Origin of the sequence: Bacteroides sp. f07, assembly GCF_042854785.1 — a bacterium.
Lineage (GTDB): Bacteria > Bacteroidota > Bacteroidia > Bacteroidales > Bacteroidaceae > Bacteroides.
In genome coordinates this window covers 3096140-3122686 of record NZ_BAABXI010000001.1, presented here as the reverse complement: position 1 = coordinate 3122686, position 26547 = coordinate 3096140, and the positions used below count along the sequence as shown (strand labels likewise).

At 43.4% G+C, this 26547-nt stretch carries 22 protein-coding genes; 11 read left to right on the top strand and 11 right to left on the bottom strand.

The annotated features are described in order from the left end of the window. Positions 1 to 195: 195 nt before the first annotated feature. From ACGHVY_RS12835 to ACGHVY_RS12795, 9 genes are all read left to right on the top strand, one after another. A complete protein-coding gene (locus tag ACGHVY_RS12835; RefSeq protein WP_390599683.1) occupies positions 196 to 849 on the top strand; it encodes a LysE family translocator in 654 nt (217 codons plus the stop codon). 10 nt (positions 850 to 859) lie between these two features. Continuing rightward, positions 860 to 1405, top strand: a complete 546-nt coding sequence (locus ACGHVY_RS12830; protein ID WP_390599377.1) for a DUF4924 family protein — start codon at positions 860 to 862, stop codon at positions 1403 to 1405. Further along, positions 1406 to 2254 carry a dTDP-4-dehydrorhamnose reductase gene (gene rfbD, locus ACGHVY_RS12825; RefSeq protein ID WP_308744559.1) on the top strand — a complete coding sequence of 283 codons (849 nt, stop codon included), beginning with the start codon at positions 1406 to 1408 and terminating at the stop codon, positions 2252 to 2254. It begins immediately after the preceding gene. Between the two features lie 5 nt (positions 2255 to 2259). Continuing rightward, positions 2260 to 3834 carry a peptide chain release factor 3 gene (locus tag ACGHVY_RS12820; RefSeq protein ID WP_390599376.1) on the top strand — a complete coding sequence of 525 codons (1575 nt, stop codon included), beginning with the start codon at positions 2260 to 2262 and terminating at the stop codon, positions 3832 to 3834. Positions 3835 to 3911: 77 nt separating this feature from the next. After that, complete coding sequence (locus ACGHVY_RS12815) at positions 3912 to 4502, top strand: RNA polymerase sigma factor (protein WP_390599375.1); 591 nt, start codon at positions 3912 to 3914, stop codon at positions 4500 to 4502. Between the two features lie 8 nt (positions 4503 to 4510). Then, complete coding sequence (locus ACGHVY_RS12810) at positions 4511 to 5347, top strand: FecR family protein (RefSeq protein WP_390599374.1); 837 nt, start codon at positions 4511 to 4513, stop codon at positions 5345 to 5347. Positions 5348 to 6006: 659 nt separating this feature from the next. After that, entirely contained in the window at positions 6007 to 6267 is a 261-nt protein-coding gene (locus tag ACGHVY_RS12805; protein WP_308744563.1) for an OadG family protein, read from the top strand. A 29-nt stretch (positions 6268 to 6296) separates the two neighbouring features. Continuing rightward, positions 6297 to 8126: a biotin/lipoyl-containing protein gene (locus ACGHVY_RS12800; protein WP_390599373.1), complete on the top strand. Its 1830-nt coding sequence runs from the start codon at positions 6297 to 6299 to the stop codon at positions 8124 to 8126. Next, a complete protein-coding gene (locus ACGHVY_RS12795; RefSeq protein ID WP_308744565.1) occupies positions 8126 to 9361 on the top strand; it encodes a sodium ion-translocating decarboxylase subunit beta in 1236 nt (411 codons plus the stop codon). Before ACGHVY_RS12800 ends, ACGHVY_RS12795 begins: the two co-directional genes overlap by 1 nt. A gap of 95 nt (positions 9362 to 9456) precedes the next feature. Here the strand turns inward: ACGHVY_RS12795 and ACGHVY_RS12790 are convergent, their stop codons facing one another. The 5 genes from ACGHVY_RS12790 to ACGHVY_RS12770 all read right to left on the bottom strand — a co-directional run bounded on the left by ACGHVY_RS12790 (position 9457) and on the right by ACGHVY_RS12770 (position 15913). Then, positions 9457 to 10728, bottom strand: coding sequence for a TolC family protein (locus tag ACGHVY_RS12790; protein ID WP_390599372.1), 1272 nt, complete (start codon positions 10726 to 10728; stop codon positions 9457 to 9459). A gap of 87 nt (positions 10729 to 10815) precedes the next feature. Then, positions 10816 to 13851, bottom strand: a complete 3036-nt coding sequence (locus ACGHVY_RS12785) for an efflux RND transporter permease subunit (protein WP_390599370.1) — start codon at positions 13849 to 13851, stop codon at positions 10816 to 10818. Further along, the gene (locus ACGHVY_RS12780) at positions 13848 to 14903 is read right to left on the bottom strand and encodes an efflux RND transporter periplasmic adaptor subunit (protein ID WP_390599369.1); all 1056 of its coding nucleotides are present in this window, start codon (positions 14901 to 14903) and stop codon (positions 13848 to 13850) included. Before ACGHVY_RS12780 ends, ACGHVY_RS12785 begins: the two co-directional genes overlap by 4 nt. Positions 14904 to 15080: 177 nt before the next feature. After that, positions 15081 to 15488 (bottom strand): hypothetical protein, encoded by a 408-nt coding sequence (locus ACGHVY_RS12775; RefSeq protein ID WP_308744569.1) that lies wholly within the window; start codon positions 15486 to 15488, stop codon positions 15081 to 15083. Positions 15489 to 15658: 170 nt separating this feature from the next. Beyond that, the gene (locus tag ACGHVY_RS12770; RefSeq protein ID WP_004300906.1) at positions 15659 to 15913 is read right to left on the bottom strand and encodes a type B 50S ribosomal protein L31; all 255 of its coding nucleotides are present in this window, start codon (positions 15911 to 15913) and stop codon (positions 15659 to 15661) included. A 371-nt stretch (positions 15914 to 16284) separates the two neighbouring features. Between ACGHVY_RS12770 and ACGHVY_RS12765 the strand changes: the two genes are divergently transcribed. Continuing rightward, complete coding sequence (locus ACGHVY_RS12765; RefSeq protein ID WP_308744570.1) at positions 16285 to 17289, top strand: class II fructose-bisphosphate aldolase; 1005 nt, start codon at positions 16285 to 16287, stop codon at positions 17287 to 17289. A gap of 160 nt (positions 17290 to 17449) precedes the next feature. Here the strand turns inward: ACGHVY_RS12765 and ACGHVY_RS12760 are convergent, their stop codons facing one another. The 6 genes from ACGHVY_RS12760 to ACGHVY_RS12735 form a co-directional block, all read right to left on the bottom strand. Beyond that, the gene (locus tag ACGHVY_RS12760; protein WP_308744571.1) at positions 17450 to 18610 is read right to left on the bottom strand and encodes a sodium ion-translocating decarboxylase subunit beta; all 1161 of its coding nucleotides are present in this window, start codon (positions 18608 to 18610) and stop codon (positions 17450 to 17452) included. Position 18611: 1 nt separating this feature from the next. Next, the gene (locus ACGHVY_RS12755) at positions 18612 to 19043 is read right to left on the bottom strand and encodes an acetyl-CoA carboxylase biotin carboxyl carrier protein (RefSeq protein WP_390599368.1); all 432 of its coding nucleotides are present in this window, start codon (positions 19041 to 19043) and stop codon (positions 18612 to 18614) included. Between the two features lie 24 nt (positions 19044 to 19067). Continuing rightward, on the bottom strand, positions 19068 to 19988 hold the full coding sequence (locus tag ACGHVY_RS12750) for an OadG family transporter subunit (RefSeq protein WP_308744572.1): 921 nt from the start codon (positions 19986 to 19988) through the stop codon (positions 19068 to 19070). Positions 19989 to 20020: 32 nt separating this feature from the next. Beyond that, positions 20021 to 21574 (bottom strand): acyl-CoA carboxylase subunit beta, encoded by a 1554-nt coding sequence (locus ACGHVY_RS12745; protein WP_390599367.1) that lies wholly within the window; start codon positions 21572 to 21574, stop codon positions 20021 to 20023. A gap of 29 nt (positions 21575 to 21603) precedes the next feature. Beyond that, on the bottom strand, positions 21604 to 22008 hold the full coding sequence (gene mce / locus ACGHVY_RS12740; protein WP_308744574.1) for a methylmalonyl-CoA epimerase: 405 nt from the start codon (positions 22006 to 22008) through the stop codon (positions 21604 to 21606). 174 nt (positions 22009 to 22182) lie between these two features. Next, positions 22183 to 23181: a GNAT family N-acetyltransferase gene (locus ACGHVY_RS12735; protein ID WP_308744575.1), complete on the bottom strand. Its 999-nt coding sequence runs from the start codon at positions 23179 to 23181 to the stop codon at positions 22183 to 22185. Between the two features lie 238 nt (positions 23182 to 23419). On the opposite strand from ACGHVY_RS12735, the gene ACGHVY_RS12730 reads away from it, so the two are divergent. After that, a complete protein-coding gene (locus ACGHVY_RS12730; protein ID WP_390599366.1) occupies positions 23420 to 26536 on the top strand; it encodes a SusC/RagA family TonB-linked outer membrane protein in 3117 nt (1038 codons plus the stop codon). The last annotated feature ends 11 nt before the right edge of the window (positions 26537 to 26547 follow it).

Below are 26547 nucleotides of genomic sequence, written 5' to 3'. Positions count from 1 at the left end.
TTTGCACAAGTTCGAAATTAGTTCATAACCGTACGGAAATGAATTGGATTTTGGGAACAAAAAGAATAATTTGTGCTGCCTGCGTTTTCAAAGTCTTATTTTAAATTTCTCTTACTCTATGAAATAGGGGGTGATTCGTTGGAAAAAACGTTAATATCCTATCCTCATATCATAAAAAAGTGCGATATTTGCGGCATGATTCAGATAGAGACAATATTCGATATATTAGTTAAAGGCTTTATTATTGGCATTGTTGTGTCCGCACCTCTCGGTCCGGTGGGTGTCTTATGTATCCAGAGGACTTTGAACAAAGGGCGTTGGTACGGATTTGTGACAGGTCTGGGAGCCTCTTTGAGCGATATAGCTTATGCTTTGCTTACAGGTTACGGGATGAGTTTTGTATTCGATTATATCAATAAGAATATTTTCTATCTGCAACTGTTGGGGAGTATCATGCTACTCCTTTTTGGTTTATATACCTTTCGCAGCAATCCGGTGAATTCCATTCGTCCGGCTTCGTCCAGCAAGGGGTCTTATTTCCATAATTTTATTACTGCATTTTTCGTCACTCTCTCCAACCCTTTAATCATATTCCTATTTATCGGACTTTTCGCCCGTTTTGCCTTTGTGCAGCAGGGCGTTCTGGTCTTTGAAGAGATAACGGGATATTTTGCTATCGCTGCGGGAGCATTGACTTGGTGGCTCGGAATCACCTACTTCGTAAATAAAGTGCGTACCAAGTTCAATCTGCGTGGCATCTGGATACTGAACCGTGTCATTGGCAGTATTGTGATGCTGGTGTCCGTGGCCGGATTGATTTATACATTATTGGGAGAGTCAATTTATTAGGAGATAGCTTATGAATCAGATTGCACAAAAACTGAAAGAGCAGAATATTGCTGAATACCTTATATATATGTGGCAAGAGGAAGACCTGATCCGCGCCAATCATTGTGAACCGGAAGAGATGGAAGCAAACGTGATTTCCCGCTATCCGGAAGATCGGCAGCCTGCCATGCGGGAATGGTATGGAAACCTGATTACAATGATGAGCGAGGAAGGTGTGCGTGAAACGGGACATTTGCAGATTAATAAGAATGTGATTATCAATCTGACCGAACTGCATAACGCGCTGGCTTCTTCTCCTAAATTTCCTTTTTATAGTGCCGCCTATTTCAAGGCATTGCCGTTTATCGTAGAATTGCGGAATAAAAATGGCAAGAAGAATGAACCGGAATTGGAAACCTGCTTTGAAGCCTTGTATGGAGTGCTTTTGCTCCGGCTTCAGAAAAAAACGATCAGCGAAGGGACAGCGAAAGCAATGGAAGCCATTACTAGCTTCCTGTCTATGTTGGCGAACTATTATGATAAAGACCGCAAAGGTGAATTAAAACTTGATGAATAAATGAGAATTTTGGTAACGGGTGCCAACGGTCAGCTTGGCAACGAAATGCAGGTGCTTGCAAAAGAGAACCCGCAACATACGTATTATTTCACAGATGTACAGGAACTCGACATTTGTAATGAAAGTGCTGTTTGGGCTTATATTGCTGAAAAGCGAATTGAAGTGATTGTAAACTGTGCGGCTTATACGGCAGTGGATAAAGCGGAGGACAATGCGGAACTTGCTTACAAATTGAATTGCGAAGCTGCGAAAACTCTGGCAACCGTTGCACAATTTAATGGTGCGGCAATGATACAGGTTTCTACAGATTATGTGTTTGACGGCACAGCCCATACCCCATATACTGAAGACTGTGATCCTTGTCCGGATTCCGTATACGGTACTACAAAACTGGAAGGAGAATACGATGTGATGAATTACTGCGAAAAAGCAGTCGTCATTCGCACGGCATGGCTCTATTCCACTTTCGGCAATAATTTCGTGAAAACGATGATTCGTCTCGGGAAAGAGCGCGATAGTCTGGGAGTCGTTTTTGACCAGATAGGGACGCCTACTTATGCCAACGACCTGGCACAAGCCATCTATACCATTATAAATAAAGGTATAGTTCGTGGTATCTATCATTTCAGCAATGAAGGGGTCTGCTCTTGGTATGACTTTACTGTGGCTATTCATCGCCTGGCAGGAATCACCTCATGCAAAGTAAGACCTTTGCATACGGCGGAATATCCGGCAAAGGCAAACCGTCCCGCCTATTCCGTACTTGATAAGACAAAGATAAAAACAACGTTCGGCATCGAGATTCCTCATTGGGAGGAAAGTCTGAAACGATGCATTGACACCTTATAATATATATGGCAGATAATACAGAAATTTTGAGACGGCGAACGTTCGCCATTATTGCGCATCCTGATGCCGGTAAGACATCTTTGACGGAAAAACTGTTGCTTTTCGGTGGTCAGATTCAGGTGGCGGGTGCAGTGAAAAGCAATAAGATTAAGAAAACGGCTACATCCGACTGGATGGAAATCGAGAAGCAACGTGGTATCTCGGTGACAACTTCTGTGATGGAATTCGATTATCGCGATTACAAGATTAACATTCTCGACACTCCGGGTCACCAGGACTTTGCCGAAGATACATACCGCACATTGACCGCTGTAGACAGTGTTATCATTGTGGTGGATGGTGCGAAAGGTGTGGAAACACAGACACGCAAGTTGATGGAAGTGTGCCGTATGCGCAAGACTCCAGTAATCATCTTTGTCAACAAGATGGACCGTGAAGGAAAAGACCCGTTCGACTTGCTGGACGAACTGGAGGAGGAACTGATGATTCAGGTTCGTCCCTTGTCCTGGCCGATTGAGCAGGGAGCTCGTTTCAAGGGCGTATATAATATCTATGAACAGAAGCTGGACTTGTATCAGCCGTCCAAACAGATGGTGACGGAAAAAGTGGCAGTCGACATTCATACGGAAGAATTGGATGAACAGATCGGAAAAGCATTGGCAGACAAGTTGCGCGGTGATTTGGAACTGATTGAAGGCGTTTATCCTGAATTTGATGCTGAAACTTATCTGGCAGGTGACTGCGCTCCCGTATTCTTCGGCTCGGCTTTGAATAACTTCGGTGTCCAGGAGTTGCTGAACTGTTTCGTAGAGATAGCCCCGAGCCCTCGTCCTGTGCAGGCTGAAGAACGCGTAGTGAAACCGGAAGAACCTAAATTCACCGGATTCATCTTTAAGATTACTGCCAATATCGACCCGAACCACCGTTCGTGCGTGGCATTCTGCAAGATTTGTTCCGGTAAGTTTGTGCGTAATGCTCCGTATATGCATGTGCGTCACGGAAAGACGATGCGTTTTTCGTCGCCTACCCAGTTTATGGCCCAGCGCAAGACAACGATTGACGAAGCTTATGCCGGAGATATTATCGGTCTGCCGGACAACGGTACTTTCAAGATTGGCGACACGCTGACGGAAGGTGAAATGCTTCACTTCCGCGGATTGCCGAGCTTCTCGCCGGAAATGTTCAAGTATATCGAGAATGCAGACCCGATGAAGCAGAAACAATTGGCAAAAGGTATCGACCAGTTGATGGACGAAGGTGTGGCACAGTTGTTTGTCAATCAGTTCAATGGTCGCAAGATTATCGGTACGGTGGGGCAGTTGCAGTTTGAGGTTATCCAATATCGTTTGTTGAACGAGTACAATGCGTCCTGTCGCTGGGAGCCGGTAAGTCTGTATAAGGCTTGCTGGGTAGAGAGTGACGACCCTGCGGAACTGGATGCTTTCAAAAAGCGTAAATATCAGTATATGGCGAAGGATAGGGAAGGGCGCGATGTGTTCCTGGCCGATTCCGGTTATGTACTTCAGATGGCTCAGATGGACTTCAAGAATATCAGATTCCACTTTACATCAGAATTTTAAGAAATAGTCGATGTATTTTCTTCTAAAAAACAGGTAAAAAAAGAACAAACATATCTCATATAAATGAGCGAAGAGAAATGAAGACACTATCCTGGGATAAAATTCAGCAGGGGGATGAGGATGCATTCAGGCAGCTTTATGACCAATATGCAGATTTGCTTTATGGATATGGCATGAAGATTGCCGGTGATGACAACGTGGTGACAGAGGCGATACAGTCGTTGTTTGTTTACATCTTTGAGAAAAGAGAAACGTGTGCTGCTCCCCAATCCATACCTGCCTATCTATGTGTTTCGTTGAGACACATGATAGTGAACGAGCTGAAGAGGGAGAATAGTGAAACACTCAAATCGCTGGACGAAGTAGGCACCAATGAATATCGGTTTGATTTGGAAATAGACATAGAGACAGCTATTATCCGTTCGGAATTGGAAAAGGAGCAGTTGGCAGCTTTGCAGAAAGAGTTGAATGACTTGACAAAGCAACAGCGGGAAGTATTGTATCTGAAATACTACAAGAAGATGAGTCCGGAAGAAATAGCCCTGGTGATGGGGCTTACTTCCCGTACGGTATATAATACTACTCATATGGCTATAACCAGATTGCGGGAGCGTTTAGGTAAATCTTTATTGTTGGCAGTGATGGCTAATTTGTGGATATTTAATTGAGGTGGGATATGGAAAACTGGACAGAATCTTTAGACAAATACTTGGAAGAAGGAAAACTTCCTCTGATCGGTGAAAAGTTCTCTCGCAAAAAAGAAATCAGCGATAAGCTAAAGTTACAGCGTGAAGAAAGCCATAAGATTGCCTTGAGCCGTAGAAGAAAACAAGGTGCTGGGCGGAGCATTCCCTTCTCTTGGGGGATAGCCGCCATGTTCTTGCTTCTTTTGGGAGTGGGAGGATATTATTTCTCGGAGAAAAAGATAGTGACGGAAACTACGGCTATGGCATATGAATTGCCGGATGGCAGTAATGTGCGGATGATGGAGAACTCCTGTCTGACTTACAACCGGATTACTTGGCTTTGGGAGCGTAAACTGCAACTGTTGGGCAAAGCTTCTTTTGAGGTGACCAAAGGCAAGACATTTACTGTCTGTACCGAAGCCGGTGACGTGACGGTGTTGGGAACAAAGTTCCTGATTGACCAGAAAGGAAAGAAAATGTTCGTGAACTGTGAGGAAGGTAGTGTCAAGGTGGAGACTGCCGTAGGCAACAGGACATTGGTTGCCGGAGAAAGTGTGCGTTGTGATGAAAGTAAGATTGTTCTTGTTCCGAAACAGGATAATCCGGAGTTTCCGGAAGTTCTGGGATATGAAGACGACCCGCTGATAAATGTAGTGGCGGATATTGAACATATATTTAAGGTGAAGGTGGTGGGGCATGAGAAGTGCGACGGACTTACCTATAACGGGACGGTCTTGACGAGAGACTTGAACGCCACTCTCAAAAATGTTTTCGGTTCGTGTGGAATCAGTTACGAACTTCATGGAAAAGAAATATTTTTAAAATAAAAAAAGCCTCTTCTAAGCGTCTGGAAGAGGCTTTTTCGTTTTTCTTCAAATTTTCTTCGTTTTTTCTTGGTAAAAAAGAAACGTTTCTTTCTCTTCCTAATAGATGAGCTATTAATGATATTTGAAAGAAACGATAGAGATTTAATTAGAAGAGAAAATTTTAAGCTCAAAACAAACAATAGACAATTGGCGGTGAATGGTTGTCGGGTATTTAAGCGGGAAACGGCCCCCTCGTTGACAGTGGTGATTGCTCTTTAGGCTCGTTTCCTCCTATCAAACAGACATAGTTGGCTATAAAAGGGTTGACAACCGGACACTATACTTGCTGTACTAATTTGAAAAATGAACGCTGTGACAGCGCATGAGAGGTTTACAAAGAAGGTCGGCCCTTTTGGTGGTTAATAGGTTAAGAAGGTATGAAGCCAAAATGGGAAGCCGAACCTGTTTTTATCATTGAGTATTTTTATTTAATAATTGTTTTATCAGAATGTGAGAAAAGGTTGAGGGGCCTTTTCTCACATTGTTTTTATATATATATGATAACGGGGTAATTTATGGATTTATACTTTATATTCCTTTCTTAATTTATTTTATAACAAAAAAATGGTATTTTCGGACGCATTTTAGATAAACGACTTTAATTACTAATAATTTATTATATGGAAAATATCGAAACAGCGATTCTGCTGATGGTGGTCGGAATGGCTACCGTATTTGTTATTCTGCTGATTGTGATTTATTTAGGTAAATTTTTAATCACTCTGGTCAATAAATATGCTCCCGAAGAAGTGGTTCCTGTGAAGCAGGAAGCAGCGAAAGGTCCTGCGCCTGTTCCGGGAAATATTCTGGCAGCTATTACAGCCGCAGTGAATGTGGTGACATTGGGTAAGGGCAAGGTTACTAAAGTAGAAAAAATATAAATCTATAAAAAGTTATATCACTGAAAGACATGAAAAGAGAAGTAAAGTTTAGTTTGGTTTTCCGAGATATGTGGCAATCTGCCGGAAAATATGTACCTCGTGTAGATCAACTCGTAAAGGTAGCTCCTGCCATTATTGAAATGGGCTGTTTTGCCCGCGTAGAAACAAATGGCGGTGGTTTTGAACAGGTAAATTTATTGTTTGGAGAAAATCCGAATAAGGCTGTGCGTGAATGGACGAAACCATTCCACGAAGCCGGTATTCAAACCCATATGCTCGACCGTGCACTGAACGGACTCCGTATGAGCCCTGTTCCGGCTGATGTCCGTAAATTGTTTTACAAAGTAAAGAAAGCTCAGGGAACAGATATTACCCGTACATTCTGCGGATTGAACGATGTGCGTAATATCGCTCCTTCCATCACCTACGCAAAGGAAGCCGGCATGATTTCACAATGCTCGCTTTGCATCACTCATTCGCCTATCCATACGGTAGAGTACTACACCAATATGGCGCTGGAACTTATCAGACTCGGAGCGGACGAAATTTGCATCAAGGATATGGCGGGTATCGGCCGTCCTGTTTCATTAGGCAAAATCGTAGCGAATATCAAGGCTGCGCATCCTGAAATACCTGTCCAGTATCATAGCCATGCAGGTCCCGGATTCAATATGGCAAGCATCCTCGAAGTGTGCGAAGCCGGTTGCGACTATATAGACGTAGGTATGGAACCTCTTTCATGGGGTACGGGACACGCTGACTTGCTCAGTGTGCAGGCAATGTTGAAGGATGCCGGATACCAGGTTCCTGAAATCAATATGGAAGCCTACATGAAGGTACGTGCGATGATTCAGGAATTTATGGATGACTTCCTTGGATTGTATATCAGCCCGAAAAACCGCTTGATGAACTCCTTGCTGATTGGTCCCGGACTGCCCGGCGGCATGATGGGCAGTTTGATGGCAGACCTCGAATCCAATCTGGAATCTATCAATAAATATAAGGCTAAGCATAATCTGCCGTTTATGACGCAAGACCAACTTCTTATCAAACTGTTTGATGAGGTTGCTTATGTATGGCCTCGTGTTGGGTATCCACCGTTGGTGACTCCGTTCAGTCAGTATGTGAAGAACCTTGCTATGATGAATGTGATGGCAATGGAAAAGGGTAAAGACCGTTGGGGTATGATTGCCGATGACATTTGGGATATGATTTTGGGTAAAGCCGGGCGTCTGCCGGGCAAGCTTGCTCCTGAAATCATTGAAAAGGCGGAACGCGAAGGTCGTAAATTCTTTGAAGGCAATCCGCAGGATAATTATCCGGATAATCTTGACAAGTATCGCAAGTTGATGAAGGAGAACAAATGGGAGGTAGGACAAGACGATGAAGAGCTCTTCGAATATGCTATGCATCCGGCTCAGTATGAGGCTTACAAGAGCGGTAAGGCTAAAGAGGATTTCTTGGAAGATGTTGCCAAGCGTCGTGCCGAAAAAGACAAGTCGCCGGAAGAAGACGCTAAACCGAAGACACTGACTGTACAGGTAGACGGACAGGCATACCGCGTGACTGTTGCTTATGGTGACACCGAACTTCCCGTTGCGCCTGCTGCCGCTGCTCCGGCAGGAGAGGGCCAGGATGTGCTTTCTCCGTTGGAAGGTAAATTCTTCCTGGTGAAGAATGCGCAGGAAACGGCTTTGAAGGTAGGGGATGCCGTGAAAGAAGGCGATGTAATCTGTTATGTGGAAGCGATGAAGACTTACAATGCTATCCGTGCAGAGTTTGGCGGTACGGTAACTGCTATCTGCGTTAATCCGGGAGACACGGTTTCAGAAGATGATGTATTAATGAAAATAGGATAATGAACGAGATATTTGAGAATTTGTACGACATGACTGCGTTCAGCAATATTATTGCCGAGCCGCAGTTTCTGATAATGTATGCCATCGCGTTCGTTCTGCTTTATTTGGGAATCAAGAAACAGTATGAACCGTTGCTGCTTGTACCTATTGCTTTCGGTGTGTTGCTTGCCAACTTCCCCGGTGGAGATATGGGGGTGATTCAGGCCGACGAGAATGGTATGGTAATGATAAACGGAGTAATGAAGAATATTTGGGAAATGCCTTTGCATGACATTGCGCATGAATTGGGACTGATGAACTTCATCTACTATATGTTGATTAAGACGGGGTTCCTGCCGCCGATTATCTTTATGGGTGTCGGTGCGTTGACGGACTTCGGACCGATGTTACGTAACTTGCATCTTTCTATTTTCGGTGCTGCTGCACAGCTTGGTATCTTTACCGTGCTGCTGGTGGCTATTCTGATGGGATTCACTCCGCAAGAAGCGGCTTCTCTCGGTATTATTGGTGGTGCGGACGGGCCTACGGCCATTTTTACTACTATTAAGCTTGCTCCGCATTTGCTGGGCCCGATTGCTATTGCTGCCTACTCTTACATGGCATTGGTGCCGGTAATTATTCCGCTGGTAGTGAAATTGTTCTGTTCAAAGAAAGAGTTGTGCATCAATATGAAGGAACAAGAAAAGAAGTATCCTTCGAAGACGGAAATCAAGAATCTGCGTGTGCTGAAGATTATTTTCCCGATTGTGGTGACTACGGTTGTGGCGCTCTTCGTGCCTAGTGCGGTTCCTTTGATTGGTATGTTGATGTTCGGTAATCTGGTGAAAGAAATCGGAACCAATACATTCCGTTTGTTTGATGCTGCTTCCAACAGCATTATGAATGCCGCCACCATCTTCCTCGGCTTGTCCGTAGGAGCAACGATGACTGCTGAAGCGTTCCTGAACTGGACGACAATCGGCATTGTTGTCGGTGGATTCCTTGCATTCGCACTTTCCATTACCGGCGGTATCTTCTTTGTGAAGTTTGTAAATCTCTTCTCCAAGAAGAAAATCAATCCGCTTATCGGTGCGACCGGACTGAGTGCTGTTCCAATGGCAAGCCGTGTGGCGAACGAGATTGCTTTGAAGTATGATCCGAAGAATCACGTATTGCAATATTGTATGGCAAGTAACATTTCTGGTGTGATCGGTTCTGCCGTAGCTGCGGGTGTGTTGATTTCTTTCCTTGCATAAGTGAAAAACAGACTTTAGAAATAGAAACCGGAGAATGGGCATCTTGGCTTATTCTCCGGTTTTCTTTATATATAGACTTTGTGAATTGTTTTTTCTTATTCACTGATAACTTTTTTGTATTCTGTTATTGCCATCTTTTCAGCTAGATAAGCATTAATCAGATTGGTGTGTGCCTGCGTCCATGATAACTGTGCGGAGAGTACGTCTACCATATTGGCTTTCCCTTCATTATACGAGAAAGTGACCAGGTCGAGGTTCTCATTTGCCAGATTCATTGTTTCTGTCGCAGTCTTTACCTGATATTCTGTTTCCGTCAGTTTGGTCAGTGCGGCGGAGAGTTCTTCATTGATGTTGTCTGTCACATAACTTTGTTGCAGCTTCTGTATGCCTATATATGCTTTCTGCTGACGGTTCGTCTTGAAGCGGGCGCCCCATCGGAAGATGGGAATGTTCAGATTAATACCGACAATGGGATTGAATGAAACATCATATCCGAGGTTGGGAGTAGCTGTTGCCCAACCACCGCTGAAGTACATATTCAACTGGGGATTAAACTGACTAAGCGCAGCTTTACGTTGAACCTGACTTTTCATGATATTGACTTCCGTGCTTTCATAATCGGCACGACGTTGCAATACATTCTCAAGGGACAGAATCTGAACAGGGGCAGAAGGCATATCAATCGTATAAAGGCTGTCTACCGGATTGTTAGGTTCCTCTCCCATTAGAATATTTAGTTTCTGCAGAGCCAGTGTGTAATTTTGGCGGGCCTTGATATATTGAAGTTCCGCTTCTTTCAGCCGGGTAGAGATCATAAGTAAATCCGTACGGCTGATCATTCCATCGTTGAAACGATCTTGAATAATATCGTACTGCTGCTTTATAATGCTCTGGTATTTATCTGCTGCTTTCAGCATTGCCTGCGAGGCGGAAGCGTTCCAATATACAGCATCGCTTTGATAGTGAATCTGGTCTATGGTGAGTTCTTCATTAAGCTGATTCAGCTTTTCGTCTGCTTTGGCTATCTTATGCTGCGCATTGAGCGCACCACCTGTATAGAGAGGTTGCGAGACGACAAATACCCCTTGGTAAGTGTGATTGCGGTATTCGCCCAGTGGCTCGTTCCATGCGCTGAGGTCACTCAGATTGAGTGTACCGTCTGCATTGATATCTATTTTGGGCAAGAATCCTGTATGGGCAATCTTCCGTGCTTCAACACTGGCCAAGGTCTTTAGTTTCTGTTGTTTCAGGATTTGACTGTACGCTTCCACTTTATCCCGGTAGGCTTCCCTGCTGAGATAGGGTTGTTGTGCCTCGGCTGTGAGACCGAGGAACAACAGTGACAGAGTTATAAGTTGAGTTCTCATTTTATTTTTAATAAATAGTAAATTCAAGTTTCATAAGGAAATCATTAAGTACATGATAATATGCCGGATGGAAACCTTGCTCCGGCATTACGCCGGTTTAATCCGCTGAATGGCGCAATAAGCTACCGGGAGTACAAACAATGTCAGTGCTGAAGCTACCAGCAGACCACCCATGATAGTAGCCGCCATTCCGCCGAACATGGCATCGAACAATAATGGTAACATACCTAAAATCGTTGTGCCGGATGCCATCGCCACAGGAACAATACGGCTGGTCGTGGCGCTTATGACTGCATCCAGAGGTTTCTTTCCTGTTGCCGCTTCCAGATCGATTTGCTCAACAAGTACAATCGCATTCTTTATATTCATACCAATCAATCCCAGCAAGCCGAGAATGGAGAAGAAGTCAAATGACTTGCCTAGGACTAATAATCCCAAAACGATTCCGATGAAAATCAACGGTAACATTAATAAAATTACTGTTGGTTTACGATAGGTACGGAACAGGAACAGTAATGTTACAAACATCAGGAAGAAGGTCAGCGGTAAATTCTTAGCCAACGCCTCGTTGGATTCCACTTGGCTCTCTTGTTCACCAAAATACTTCATCGTATATCCTTCAGGAACTTTAATCTCTTTCTGCACTTTTGACCATATTTGATTAAAGGCAGCGATAGCATTTACTCCACGCCGCGGGTCGCACTGAGCCATCATCACCATCTGCCGGTTATAGTCTTTCACATTCGAGAACCGATACTGAAAATCAAAATCAGAAACTACTTGTTCGAGACTGGTCGTTTCGTTGCCGGTTCCGAATACCGGTAATGTGCGCAAATCATTGATGCGGAACGAATTTACCGTATTATCTTTCAGCAAAATCGGAAGCACCTGGTCACCTTGCCGGTATTCGCCCAGTGTCATCCCTGTTGTTCCAATCTGGATACTCTGTGCCATGCCTTGGCGGGATACTCCTAACGGTTGTGCCCGTTCCGGACTATATATCGGTTTCCATACCGGAATCTTGTTTCCCCACGAATTGCGTATGTTAATCAAATCAGGATTCTGATGCATGATATCCAATACCTGGTTTGTGAGTGCTACAAGCGTGTCCGTATTGGGGCCGATAAAACCGATTTCAATAGAGGCATCTACCGGAGGCGACAGTTTGAACAGGCTTGTACGGGTGATCGCATTCGGATAATTGGCTTTCATGTATCCGTCGAAATCCTCTTCATATTCTTTCGTGTATTTACTATCCGTCAACTCCACCAGTATATTGGCAAAGTTAGGTTTCGGACCTACTGAGGTGGAAGCCAGATAATATCTGAGCGGTGTGCTGCCGAAGGTAATTGATACCTTTTTCACTTCCGGCTGTTTTGCCAGATGTTCTTCTACTGATTTCATTTCTTTCACGACATCGTTGATGCTATACCCGTCAGGATAGAATACGTCCGCACGGAAATAAGGTTTGTCCAGGGAAGGGAAGAAGTTTTGCGGCATCGTTCCCATTATAATCAGTGAAATGATGAATAGTGCAACCACAGAGCCTAGCGTCAATGTTTTCCTGCGAATCAACACATGGAGAATTGAAGCGAATTTATGATAGAATGGCTTGTCATACGGGTCTTTGGCACCGTTGTTAGCTTTTGCTTTCAGAATAAAATTACCGAATACGGTCGTTTGTGTGAGAGCAAGTACCCAACTCAATCCCAACGAAATGGCGAGTACGACGAAAAGCGGTTTGACGATTTCCGCCACAGAGGAAGGAGCGAGGTAGAGGGGAAGAAACGAACAGATAGCAATGAAAGTGGCTCCGAGCAATCCCCATTGCGGTCCGGTGGCACCATCTATCAGCGCTTTCCGCCGGTTTACTCCACGGGCTATGGCTATTTGCGCATTGTCTGTCACTACAATGGCGTTGTCCACCAACATTCCCATGGCGATGATGAATCCTGCCAATGAAGTACGGTTCAGTCCGACACCAAAGAAAGACATGATGAGCAGTGTGCCGCCGATGGAGAAAATGAGTGATGAACCGATTAATACTCCTGCACGCAAGCCCATCACTAACATGATAATCACGATTACTATCAAGATGGATTCTATCAGGTTGATGATAAATCCGTTGTTGGCTTCGTTGGCTATTTCGTTCTCCAGATATAAACTTTGCAACTCCAGTCCCACAGGCATGAGCGGTAGCAATTCGTTTAATTTCGCTTTTACATTTTCGCCTGTCTGCACTACGTCCCGTTGCGGGTCGGTAGAGACACCAATGCCGATGGCACGTTTTCCATTCACATGCATGATATTGGAAGGTGGATCCATGTATCCTTTCTCTATAACGGCGATATCACCCAGTTTTACTTGTCCGGCTTTTGTTGTAATCACTTGGTTGCGGATGTCGTCCACGGTGGTGTACATGCCATTGGCAGTCACCCGTAGCTGTTGCTCATCTGCACGGATTTCTCCGGTATTGATAATTTGGTTTTGGGATTGCAGCAGACTGGCGAGCTGCTTCGGATCAATCCCCATTCCCACCAGTTTATTGGTCGAGATAAAGATATTGACTACTTCCGTCTGTACTCCGAATAGGGCGACTTTCATTACTCCGTCCGCAGTGACTACCTGTGTCTTGATTCGCTCTGCCCAGTTGCGCATTTCTTCGTAAGAGAAGCCATCGTCTGCTGTCAGGCCATAATAGATGCCGAATACATCACCGAAATCATCGGAAACGGTCGGTGTGGAAGCACCGCTTGGCAACTGTGGCTGTATATTGAGTACTTTTCGCCGCAACTCATCCCATTTTTGTGGGATGGAACTGGCTGCCAGTGACGGTTGCAGCTCGAATGTGATTTTAGAGAGCCCGTACATAGATTCTGATTTAATCTTGTACACACCGCTCATACTTTGAATCTCGCGGGAGATCGGTTCGGTAATCAATCGCTCCACCTCAGCCGGTTCGGCTCCCGGATAACGGGTCATGATAACCGCTGACTTGATGACGAAGGGAGCATCCTCTTTCTTACCCAACTTACTAAAGGAAGTGATTCCTCCTATTAGTAACACAGCAAGAAAGAAATAGATGATCTTCGTGTTGTCTAATGAATATTTAGCTAAGTTCATTTCTCAATTTCTTTTACAGTTTCTCCTTCTACTAACTGATACACACCTGCAATAACTATTTTCTCTCCGGGTTTTAGTCCTGCGGAGATAAGAGCCTGGGCTTCTCCGGTTGGTGCATTGACGCTAACTTCACGCTTGTGGACTTTGTCGCCTTCTACCACCCATACATACATTTTCTTTCCTTCACTTTCACCGAATACAGCGCTAAGCGGTACAATTGTCCAACTGTCTTGCACGAGCGGGCCCACATCTGCCGTAAAACGGATACTGCACGTAAAGCCCGGTTTTACGGCGTAGAGATCCCGGTCGAAAGACGGGTCGTCAATCGTGATGCTGACTGGAATTCCGGTGCCGTCTGTCGAGATATCAAGATATTCTTCGAGCTTTGCCTGAAACACGTGCCCTTTGAACGTATCGAATTCTACAAGGAAACGCGGCTCTTTGGCACGCAGCAGATAAAGGTAAGCATCCGGAATGGTAAACTTAATGCGCAGATTACGTGTATTGACTAGCTGCACGATGCCTTCACCTGAATTGACACGTTGGTAGTTCTCTACCAAACGCTTTTCTATGGAGCCGTCGAAAGGAGCTGTCAATTTCGTGTCGCGCATATTATTGGCGGATAATTCGTACTCGGACTTCGCTTTCTGATAGTTGGCCAGGCTGATTTCGTATTCTTGTACGGAGATAGCTTGGCGGGAGAGGAGCCGCTTGTTACGTTCTACCTGTGCGGTAGCCGTTTCGTAGGCGGATTTTGTGGCAGCATATTGTAATGCAATGTCTCTGGGGTCAATTGCTGCTATCAGTTGTCCCTTTTTAACTTTTTCTCCCTCGATTACAGGTAATTGGATGATTTGTCCGCTGACGCGGAAAGCCAGTTTCACATACTCCACAGCTTCTACGATTCCCGAAAAATCTTTTCTGATAATCGATCTCGATTCTACAGTTGTTGTTTTTACGGGACGGGCTGTTGTTACTTTCGTCTCTTTTTTCTGTCCGCAGCCGGCTAGCAAGATTACAGCCGCCAGGACTAATTCATATTTCTTCTTCATATACCACACTGATGTTTAGAGTTTTCGCGTTGATTCGTTCTTCTTTTTTTTAGATAATAAACAACTTACGGATATGAATGTTCAAGGTTCGTTCTTTTTTGTGCGATGTGCATGATAAAAGTAATCCCCGGCAATAAAGTTACTGCCGGGGATTGCTTTTATTTGTTTTCTGAAATCTTAGTTTCGTTGTCTTTTGGGTTTTCCGGAAAAGATTGTCAGTTCGAAAATAGTAAATATGATTTCGGTTGTGGAATAACCGTTGAGATCATATTCCAGGTTTTCGTTGTCGGAGTAATATTTGAGATAAACGGTTGGAGTCCCTTTATCGAAATCAAGAAAAAGATAAGAAGTGTAATCGTAGATACCCAGGCCGGCAAACTCATTTAATATGGCAGTATTGAAGAGCGTGCACCATCCTGTTGTCTCTTCCTGTCCCGACATTTCGAATCTGCGATGTTCTTTGCTGAAATCCTCTTCTTTTACATACTTGAGTTGCTTTTTAATTTCCGGACTGAAAGCCAGGCGTTGTCTGATGAATTTGAGGACTTCTTCTTTTGTCATTTGCTTCAATTGGGTTATTTCCATTTTTGGGGGTTATTAAGTTGCCAAAGTTACTTTTTTTATTTGAAAATCAGTAGGAATCGGAACTATTTCTTTAAAAAAAATCTGGTTTGTCTTGCTGTGGCGTTTTAAACGAAAAAGAGGAAATTCTCTAGTGGGAATCTCCTCTTTTTTCATCTTTAAGAAAGATCGAATTATTTCTTCTTACGGTCACCGTAGCGGCTCATGAACTTATCAACACGTCCTGCAGTATCTACCAATGTAGATTTACCTGTATAGAACGGGTGAGAAGTGTTAGAGATTTCAATCTTCAGCAACGGATAAGTTTCACCTTCGAATTCGATGGTTTCTTTTGTTGCTACAGTTGATCTAGACAAAAACATATCACCATTTGACATATCTTTGAATACTACCGGACGGTATGATTCTGGATGAAGGCCTTTTTTCATTTCAGTATCTGTTTTTTTTAATTTATATTCTGTTACTATTTTGGTAAGAAATAGTGTAATGGTCATTTTCAGAGCGCAAAGATAATGCATTTATGTGAAATAGAAAAAGGTTTTGCAGAAAAAAAGAAGATAAAGTGGTTTGGTGCTCTGTGAGATCACTCTAATTACTCACCACCTGACTATTTTATCTTTTAGTCATTTATTTGCAAGGTAGACATTACAATCTAATGCCGGACTAGCTTTCCGGCTGGATTTAGATGGCCGATTTAAACCTTTTTCTACTATATTTTTCTTTCCGATGTTCGTTATTCGATGGATAATGCTTACTTTTGCGTAGAATTTTTATTCACTAACAATAAACTTTAAACAAAATGGTAAATTACAAAGATTTAGGATTGGTAAACACGAAAGAAATGTTTGCTAAGGCTATCAAAGGTGGATATGCTATCCCAGCATTCAACTTCAACAATATGGAACAGATGCAAGCTATCATCAAGGCTGCTGTTGAAACTAAATCTCCTGTGATTCTTCAGGTTTCTAAAGGTGCTCGTCAGTATGCTAACGCTACTTTGTTGCGTTATATGGCTCAGGGTGCTGTAGAATATGCTAAAGAATTAGGCTGCGCACATCCCGAAATCGTTCTTCATCTTGACCACGGAGATACTTTCGAAACTTGTAAGTCTTGTATCGATTCAGGTTTCTCTTCAGTAATGATCGACGGTTCTCATCTCCCTTACGAAGAAAACGTTGCATTGACTAAGAAAGTGGTTGATTACGCTCACCAGTTTGACGTAACAGTTGAAGGCGAACTTGGTGTATTGGCAGGAGTAGAAGATGAAGTTTCTGCTGACCACCACACATATACTGACCCTGAAGAAGTTATTGATTTCGCTACTCGTACAGGTTGCGACTCTTTGGCTATCTCAATCGGTACTTCTCACGGTGCTTATAAATTTACTCCGGAACAATGTCACATCGATCCGGCTACCGGCATGATGGTTCCTCCTCCATTGGCATTCGATGTTTTGGATGCTGTAATGGAAAAACTTCCGGGATTCCCTATCGTTCTTCACGGTTCATCTTCAGTTCCTCAGGAAGAAGTGGCAACTATCAACAAGTTCGGTGGTAACCTGAAAGCTGCTATCGGTATTCCTGAAGAATGGTTGCGTAAAGCTGCTACTTCTGCAGTTTGCAAAATCAACATTGACTCAGACTCTCGTTTGGCTATGACTGCTGCTATCCGTCAGACTTTTGCTGAAAAACCGGCTGAATTCGACCCACGTAAGTATCTTGGTCCGGCTCGTGACAATATGGAAAAATTGTACAAGCACAAAATCATCAACGTACTTGGTTCAGACAACAAATTGGCTCAGTAATCATCAGATTATTCCAATATAATAGGAAAGGCTGCTTCCGGTTGACGGTTGCAGCCTTTTTTATTCTTGTTTGCTACAACAGAACAGATGTAAGATAATAAAAACGCTCCTTTCCCGAAAGAAAGAAGCGTTTTCTTATAAAGGATAGTTGTCTTACGTCTTACATCAAGAATCCCAACAGGATACCGGCAGCGACAGCCGAACCGATTACACCTGCTACATTCGGTCCCATAGCGTGCATCAGCAAGTAATTGGCCGGGTCGTATTCCAGGCCGATAACTTGTGAGATACGTGCCGAGTCAGGAACTGCAGATACGCCTGCGTTCCCAATCAATGGATTGATCTTATTGCCCTTCTTCAGGAAGAGGTTGAATATCTTCACGAAGATTACACCGGACGCAGTTGCAATAACGAACGACAATGCACCGAGGGCGAAAATCTTGATAGAATCGAAAGTAAGGAACTCCGAAGCCTGAGTAGAAGCACCTACTGTCAAACCTAACAGGATAGTGATCGTGTCAATCAACGGACCGCTTGCCGTATTGGCAAGACGACGGGTTACACCGCTTTCTTTCAAGAGGTTACCAAAGAACAGCATACCCAGCAAAGGCAGACCGGAAGGAACCAGAAAACAAGTCAGCAACAAACCGATAATCGGGAAAATCACCTTCTCTGTGTGAGAAACGGCACGCGGCGGTTTCATGCGGATGACACGTTCGTTCTTTGTGGTGAGCAGACGCATGATAGGCGGCTGTATCACCGGAACCAACGCCATATAGGAGTAGGCGGACACCGCAATGGCTCCCATCAGGTTAGGTGCTAGCTTAGAGGACAGGAAGATAGCCGTCGGGCCGTCCGCACCACCGATAATACCGATTGCACCGGCTTGCATAGGGTCGAATCCCATTTCCAATGCGATCATGTATGCACCGAAGATACCGAACTGTGCTGCTGCACCGATCAACATCAATTTCGGGTTGGAGATAAGTGCCGAGAAGTCCGTCATGGCTCCAATGCCCAAGAAGATGAGCGGCGGATACCATCCGGAGGTTACTCCCTGATACAATATATTCAAAACTGAACCTTCTTCGTAAATACCGACTTTCAGTCCGGCATCCATATTAAAAGGTATATTACCGATCAGCATACCGAACCCGATAGGAATCAGCAACATCGGCTCGAACTCTTTGGCAATAGCCAAATAGATGAACACCAAGCCTACAAGAATCATAACCACATGTCCCGCAGTAGCGTTAGCGAAACCCGTGTAGGTCCAGAAGTCGGCAAGGTTGTTTCCTAAAAAGTTTATAAAATCTCCCATATTATTCAATAATTACGAGGTCATTACCTTCAAGAACAGAATCTCCCTTATTTACATTGATGGCAGTAATCTTGCCGTCTTTGTCCGCATTGATATTGTTTTCCATTTTCATGGCTTCCAATATAATGATGGTCTGTCCTTTCTTTACAGTATCACCTACATTCACTTTGATGTCGAGGATAACGCCCGGCAGTGGAGACTTGACACCTGATTTACCGGTAGACGGAGCGGCCGGTTTCACCACTTGGGTAGGAGCGGTAGGCGCATTAGGCATAGGGCGTACTACTACCGGTTGGGCAGCCGCTTTGGGCTGTTTTTCCATTTCTACTTTATAATGTGTACCGTTCACTTCTACATGAGCGATATTGTCTTCAATATCTCCGATGGTTACTTTATATGAGTTACCGTTGATTTTATATTTATATTCTTTCATCGTTTTTACTTTTTATAAGGTGACTTACTTTCTGGGAGGAGTTTCACGCAAAGTATAAATCTTCGAACTCCACGGTGAATAGCTGCGTTTCACACGAGTGATGGTCAGTACGGTTTCTTCTACGTCGTGTACTTCATCCTGCATTTCGTGCAATGCCATAGAGATAGCGGCATAGACTTCACCCGGAGCTTGTGACAATTCTTTAGCTTCGCGTTTGTCGATACCTTTAGATTTCATTGCATTGCGGTTACTCAAGTTCACGGCAACCTTGCCTACAATCTTGAAAGCAATAAAAAGAAGAATCAATCCGCAGAATACCACGCTCATGGCAGAAATGGACATACCGATACCTACCGAGTCATGCTCTTCGAACTTTTCCATCTTGGCATTGCTGTCAAGGGTCTGGTTGTTTGTGCTCGGAGTTACATATTTGTCCTTGCTTCCGCCTTTCACTTCCCAGTCTGCTGCTCCGTCGCTTATACGTGCAAACGATTGGTCGGCCTTCAAAGCACCTGCCGGTACTACAATCTGGTCCATCAGCTTTTTACCGGAGTCAAACAATCCTACCCAGTTGGCTGTTTCGGGATTCAGTTTGAAACTAGTGTGGAAAGTTCCGCGGTTGGGTTGGCCGTCTGCCCAGAATAAGGCGTGTTGGCGTGGTTTCACTACCGTAAGTATATCACCTTTCGGGATAAAGTAAGTGACTGTATCGCCCGGCTGGCTGCTTACTTTCAGCAAGCAAGCTGCTAAATCGGCGCTACCGAATGATTTATTGAATATTTCAATCCATGCACTGTGCAGTCCGTAATCATCCTGAAAGCTGCTTTGGTTATCTATCAGGATTTCGTTCAGAACCAGCTTGTTGTTAGACTTTTTCTCTCCACAAGAAGTCAGCCCAATCAGCAATAGCAAAGAAAGGAATATTCCGATTTTGGTTTTGTTCATAATCGTTCTTGTTTTTAATGTGAAAAGTTGGATTACAACGGAATATTACCATGCTTCTTAGCCGGGTTGGTCAGTTTCTTGGTTTGCAACTGCTGCAAAGCGCGGATGACACGGAAACGTGTGTTACGTGGTTCAATCACATCATCAATGTAACCGTATTTAGCTGCATTATAAGGATTGGCGAACAGTTTCGTGTATTCTGCTTCTTTTTCGGCAAGGAACTGAGCCGGATTTTCCTGATCTTTTGCTTCACGTGCGTACAATACTTCTACTGCACCTGCACCACCCATTACTGCGATTTCAGCCGTCGGCCATGCATAGTTCATATCACCGCGAAGTTGCTTACAACTCATCACGATGTGAGAACCGCCATAAGACTTGCGCAATGTGATAGTTACTTTAGGTACGGTAGCTTCACCGTAAGCATACAGCAACTTGGCGCCGTGAAGAATAACGCCGTTATATTCCTGACCTGTTCCCGGAAGGAATCCCGGTACGTCTACCAATGATACGATAGGAATATTGAATGCGTCGCAGAAACGAACGAAACGTGCACCCTTACGAGATGCGTTGCTGTCAAGCACACCTGCCAGATATTTAGGCTGGTTGGCAACGATACCCACGGATTGTCCGTTGAAGCGTGCAAAACCGATGATAATATTCTTGGCGTAGTCTTTTTGGATTTCCAGGAATTCCCCATTGTCAACAACAGCACCGATTACTTCGTACATATCGTATGGCTTGGTCGGACTGTCAGGGATAATATCGTTCAGAGAATCTTCCAGGCGGTCGATCGGGTCTGTACAATCTACATATGGAGCTTCTTCGAGATTATTCTGAGGAATATAGCTCAACAGTTTGCGGATGAGGGCAAAACCTTCTTCTTCAGTCTTGGCTGTGAAGTGAGTGACGCCTGATTTAGTTGAGTGAACACTTGCACCACCGAGGTTTTCCTGGCTTACATCTTCACCTGTTACGGTCTTTACAACTTTCGGTCCGGTAAGGAACATATAAGAAGTACTTTCCATCATCAGCGTAAAGTCCGTCAAAGCCGGAGAGTAAACGGCACCACCGGCACAAGGACCGAAGATACCTGAAATCTGCGGGATAACACCGGAAGCCAGAATGTTACGCTGGAAGATTTCTGCATAACCAGCCAATGCGTTGATACCTTCCTGGATACGTGCGCCACCCGAGTCGTTGATACCGATACAAGGAGCACCCATCTTCATGGCCTGATCCATGATTTTACAGATCTTCAATGACATCGTTTCCGATAATGAACCGGCGGAAACAGTGAAATCCTGTGCGAAAACATATACCAAACGTCCTTCGATAGTACCGCAACCGGTTACTACACCATCACCCGGATAATGTTTTTTGTCCATGCCGAAGTTCGTGCATCTGTGCTCAACGAACATGTCCATTTCTTCGAAGCTACCTTCGTCCAGCAGCATAGCCAAACGCTCGCGTGCTGTATATTTCCCTTTTTCATGTTGCTTCGCAATTGCTTTTTCGCCGCCCCCGAGACGTGCTACGGCACGGCGTTCAATAAGCTCTTTAATTTTTTCAAGTTGATTACTCATGAGTTCTTGTTAGTTTTTAGAGTTTATGATTAATGTTCGCAGAGTTCTGTCAGCACACCCAGAGTTGATTTCGGGTGAAGGAAAGCGATGTTCAAACCTTCTGCACCCTTGCGCGGAGCTTTGTCGATAAGACGGATTTCCTTGTTTTCCGCTTCCGCCAAAGCATTGGCTACACCGTCTTCTACAGCAAATGCAACGTGGTGAACACCCGCACCTTTGTTTTCAATAAACTTTGCAATGGTACTCTCAGGGCAAGTCGGCTCCAACAGTTCGATTTTTGTTTCGCCTACTTTTAAGAAAGCGGTTCTTACTTTTTGATCTTCCACTGTTTCAATGTTGTAACACTTCAGACCTAATACATTTTCGTAGTAAGGAAGGGCTTCTTCGATGCTTTTTACAGCAATGCCCAGATGTTCAATGTGTGAAATCTTCATAACTATACTTTTTTATTTGGTTTTAATTATGTGCTTATACGGCATAAAACAGCACAAAGAAAGGCATTTCTTACCTAATAAAGAAATATTTCTGCATTTAATTGTTGCGTTATAAAGCATAAAAAATGGCAGGAAAGGAACACAGGAAGTCGTTTTGTAATCTTGAGATTACATTTAGACATAAAATTTGACTAGAAGTTTGTTTAACCAATTCCAACTGACGCGAAACCAACGGCGCGTGCTGCTCTGCTTTCCACCGAAGCGAAGTACGAAATCACGGTAACCGTGTTTGCGGAACGGAAGCCCTACGTCCATAAACTCCATATGCCGGAATCCACGTTCGTGAGCGTCTTCCAGCGCTTTCCAAACAGCGAGCACACCGGGATATTGCAATGCGTATGTTTTTCGCATCCCACCTGAAAACCAGAGGAAAGCGTCTTCGCCGGAATAAATGCAAACCGAACCGCCGATAATCTTCTCCTTATATTTGACAATGAATATTTTTGCCTGTTTCCCTTTGATTAACATACTGTTCATATGCCGGAAGAAATCATTGGCAGGAAAGTATCTGCGTATGCGGGAAGAATATACTTTGTGTAACATTCGTGAAAAGTCGCGTATTTCTTCTACGGTATGTGCTTCTTCTACTCTTGCTCCGTTATTAATTCCTTTTTTTATCTGTCGGATACGTGACGGACTGAACCGGTCTTCAGTCTTTTTCATACTGTGCAGTGAATTACGCACCCGTAACCAGTTGACCGGAAAATAATCATTACTCCGGAAGAATTTGTAACCGAACATGGAATTGTTCAGATTGCGGAATTCAATAAGAAAGCAAGTTCGTGATGCTTCCTGAGTGAGATGTTCGAGCATTTCACCGAAAACTTCTTCCGCTTTTTCCTTATTAGTGGAAAGAGTTTCGTCCAAAGCTTCGCCTTCGCTATATACTACGCAGTGCTTGACCAACGAAGAGGGAAGCCACTTCTTTGCTTTACGGATAGCAGCAAGTAAACGTGCCATCGGTTTGCCGTCTTCTGTCGCTACTATTAATAAAGGTGTATACCCCGGAGTCGCTTCATAAATAAGAAACAGCTCTTTGGAGTGGAATGTATTCTTTCCCGATAAATCGGGAATATCCTTTCCTTTATAATATGTTGTTAGTTTAAGTGGCATCTAGGTACAAATTTACACTTTTTATTCTTCATGCAACAATAAAATGGAGATTTTGTTGGGAATACTTGAATTTATAGGTATTCTAGCTTTACATTTTGAATTGAGAAATGTATTGAAAAAGAGAAATAAGATATTAATGGTGAGTACTTATTGGAATCATAAACGTCTTTTAATTGATTATAATCAACTGTTTTCTTGTAAAACAAGGATAATTAATATTAACTTTAAATTAGAACGAATGAAAGATTATGCATTTGTTGAAGCGTGGAAGACACATTGTAGCCGTACTTCCATGATTTTAGGGCTATCCTTATTGTGTGCCCCTCTATCTTTTTCTGTTTATGCAGGAGATGGAGCCTCTAATGCTATGGTGCAAGTTATCACACAAACGAAAACTGTAAAAGGAACTATTATTGATGAAAATGGTGAACCGCTGATTGGTGTTTCCATTGTTGTGAAAGGTACAAGTACGGGTACGATTACAGATTTTGACGGTCACTTCTCAATTGATCTCCCGGCGGGAAAGAAAGAGCTGGTTATCTCTTATATCGGGTACAAGGAACAGACGGTAACTGTAACTGGCAGTACGCCGGTCAATGTGAAAATGGTGGCGGATACTCAGGCTTTGGATGAAGTAGTGGTGATAGGTTATGGTATGGTGAAGAAGCGCGATTTGACGGGTGCGGTGACTTCCGTTAAAAGTGGCGAAATTACGATGAGCCCGGTTAATAATCCGATGGAAGCATTACAGGGGAAAGTCGCAGGTCTGGATATTATGAAATCTTCAGGAAAGGCAGGTGCGGATGTTGATATTCAATTGCGTGGTACTCGTTCTATTTATGGTTCTAATACTCCCTTGTTTATTATCGACGGAATTCAAGGTAGTTATAATCAAGTGAATCCGGCGGATATTGAATCTATTGAAGTCTTGAAAGATGCTTCTTCAACAGCTATTTATGGCTCGGCAGGAGCCAATGGTGTTGTAATTATTACCACCAAACAGGGTAAAACGGGAAAAGCTACGGTTAACTTTGATGCCTACGTCGGAATCAGTGGCTTTGCCAAATTTCCTCATGGAATGGTTGGCGATGAATATGTTAATTTAAAGAAAGAAGCTTGGCGGACAAAAAATAACGAAGAATATCCGGAATTTATGTCTACAATCTTTGATAAACCAGGGGTACTTGAAGCTTATGAGGCCGGTAAATGGATTGACTGGGTAGACGAAGTAATGGGGAAAAATGGTGTTCAGCAAAACTATAACCTATCAGTGACAGGAGGGACGGAAAAGACAAAGGTTTTTGCTTCTTTGAATTATAATAATGAAGAAGGGTTGATTAAAAACGATGATCGTAAACGTTACAGTATGCGTCTGAATTTGGATCAATCAATTTTCTCTTGGGCAAAAGTCGGTTTCAATACCAATCTGACGTATACCGATAGTAATTCGCGTAACCAAGGTGTGTTTGTGAATGCATTGACTTTCCTGCCATTAGGTGATGTTTATGATGCCGAAGGTAACATAAACTATGAATATTGTAAAGATGGGGGAAAGGTGAATCCGATGGCTGATGAAGCCAAAAATCAATATGTAAACAATACACGTAGCACGTATTTTGCCGGTAATGCTTATCTGGAATTGACTCCATTGAAAGGATTGTCTTTCAAATCGGTACTTGGAACTACATTGAATAATGCCCGCAATGGGGTTTTCTATGGAAAGAAATCGATTGCCAATATAACTTCCGGTTATCAGGCGCCTCTTGCTGAGATATATAACAGCTCTTCTTATGCTTATAGATGGGAGAATGTACTGACTTACAATTTTACATTGGCCAAAGATCATAATTTTGGTATCACAGGGATCACTTCCTGGTCAAAAAAACAGGATGAAGCAAATGAGAGTCATGCGCAGGGACAGGAACTTGCTTCGCAATCATTTCACAATCTGGGAGCTGGTACGGAAAAAGTAGTAGTAAGATCAAGTTTCTCACAGACACAATCAATGTCTTATGCATTTCGTTTCAACTATAATTATCAAGGTAAGTATTTGTTTACTTTCTCTAATCGTTGGGATGGGGTTTCTCATTTAGCTGTCGGACATAAATGGGACTCTTTTCCGGCTGCGGCTATTGCGTGGCGTATTAGTGACGAAGCTTTTATGGAGAAAACACAGAACTGGCTGTCTAATTTTAAGTTTCGTGCAGGCTATGGTGTAACTGGAAATTCCGGCCGTAAAGATGCCGCTTATTCTTCTACTACAGGAAGTTACACCTATACGACCGGGGTCGGTTTCGGGAATAGCGGAGTCGGTCATATTCAGTTTGGAGGAACGTATGGTAATCCTGATGTAGGCTGGGAAAAGTCTTACAATACAAACATTGGTATTGATTTAGGATTGTTTAATGGAAGAGTTAATCTGACTCTCGACTGGTACAATACAGATACGAAAGATTTGTTGTATGCACGTACGATGCCGATCACTTCAGGAGTATCGGGCTGGGGCTCACCGTTAAAAGCATGGCAGAACCTTGGTGAGACAAATAATAAAGGTGTCGAAATCTCGTTAAATACTCAGAATATAGTAAAGAAGAATTTCACATGGTCTTCCAATATAACCTTTACTGCCAATAAGGAAAAGATTGTTTCTTTGCCGGACGGAGACGTGAAAGACGAAAAACTATTTGAAGGAGAAGCAATCAGTGTCTTCTATGACTATAAAAATTTGGGAATCTGGTCGACAGCAGAGGCAGATGAAGCCGCTCGGTATAACTGTAAACCTGGTGATATCAAACTAGCTACAGATGGCTCGTTCAATGATAAAGGTATTCATACGTACAGTAATAAAACAGACTATTTTATCTTGGGTAAGAAGACACCGGACTGGATTCTCGGTTTTCAGAATAACTTCACCTATCGTGATTTTGACTTGAGTTTCTTTATCATGGCTCGTTGGGGATTTATGGTTAACAATGATGTTATTACTCGTTATAACCCGACCACAAGCTGGGATAATTCGCCGACAGGAATTGACTACTGGACACCCGAAAACCAGGGAGCTTATTTACCTCGTCCGGGTCTTCATGAACAAAAAAGTAATTATGTCGGCTTCTCCTCTTTAGCTTATATGGATGGTTCATATGTCAAAGTGAAAAATATCACTTTGGGATATTCTCTTCCCAAAAAGTGCTTGGCTAAGATTCATATGGAAAAACTTCGTGTATATGCTACAGCTTACGATCCGTTTATTTTCGCTAAAGAAGAGTTGATGAGAGACTTGGATCCGGAGCGTAACGGTGCATCGAATTTCCCGTTGACCAAGAGATTTGTATTTGGTGTAAATGTAACATTTTAATTAGTGAGAGT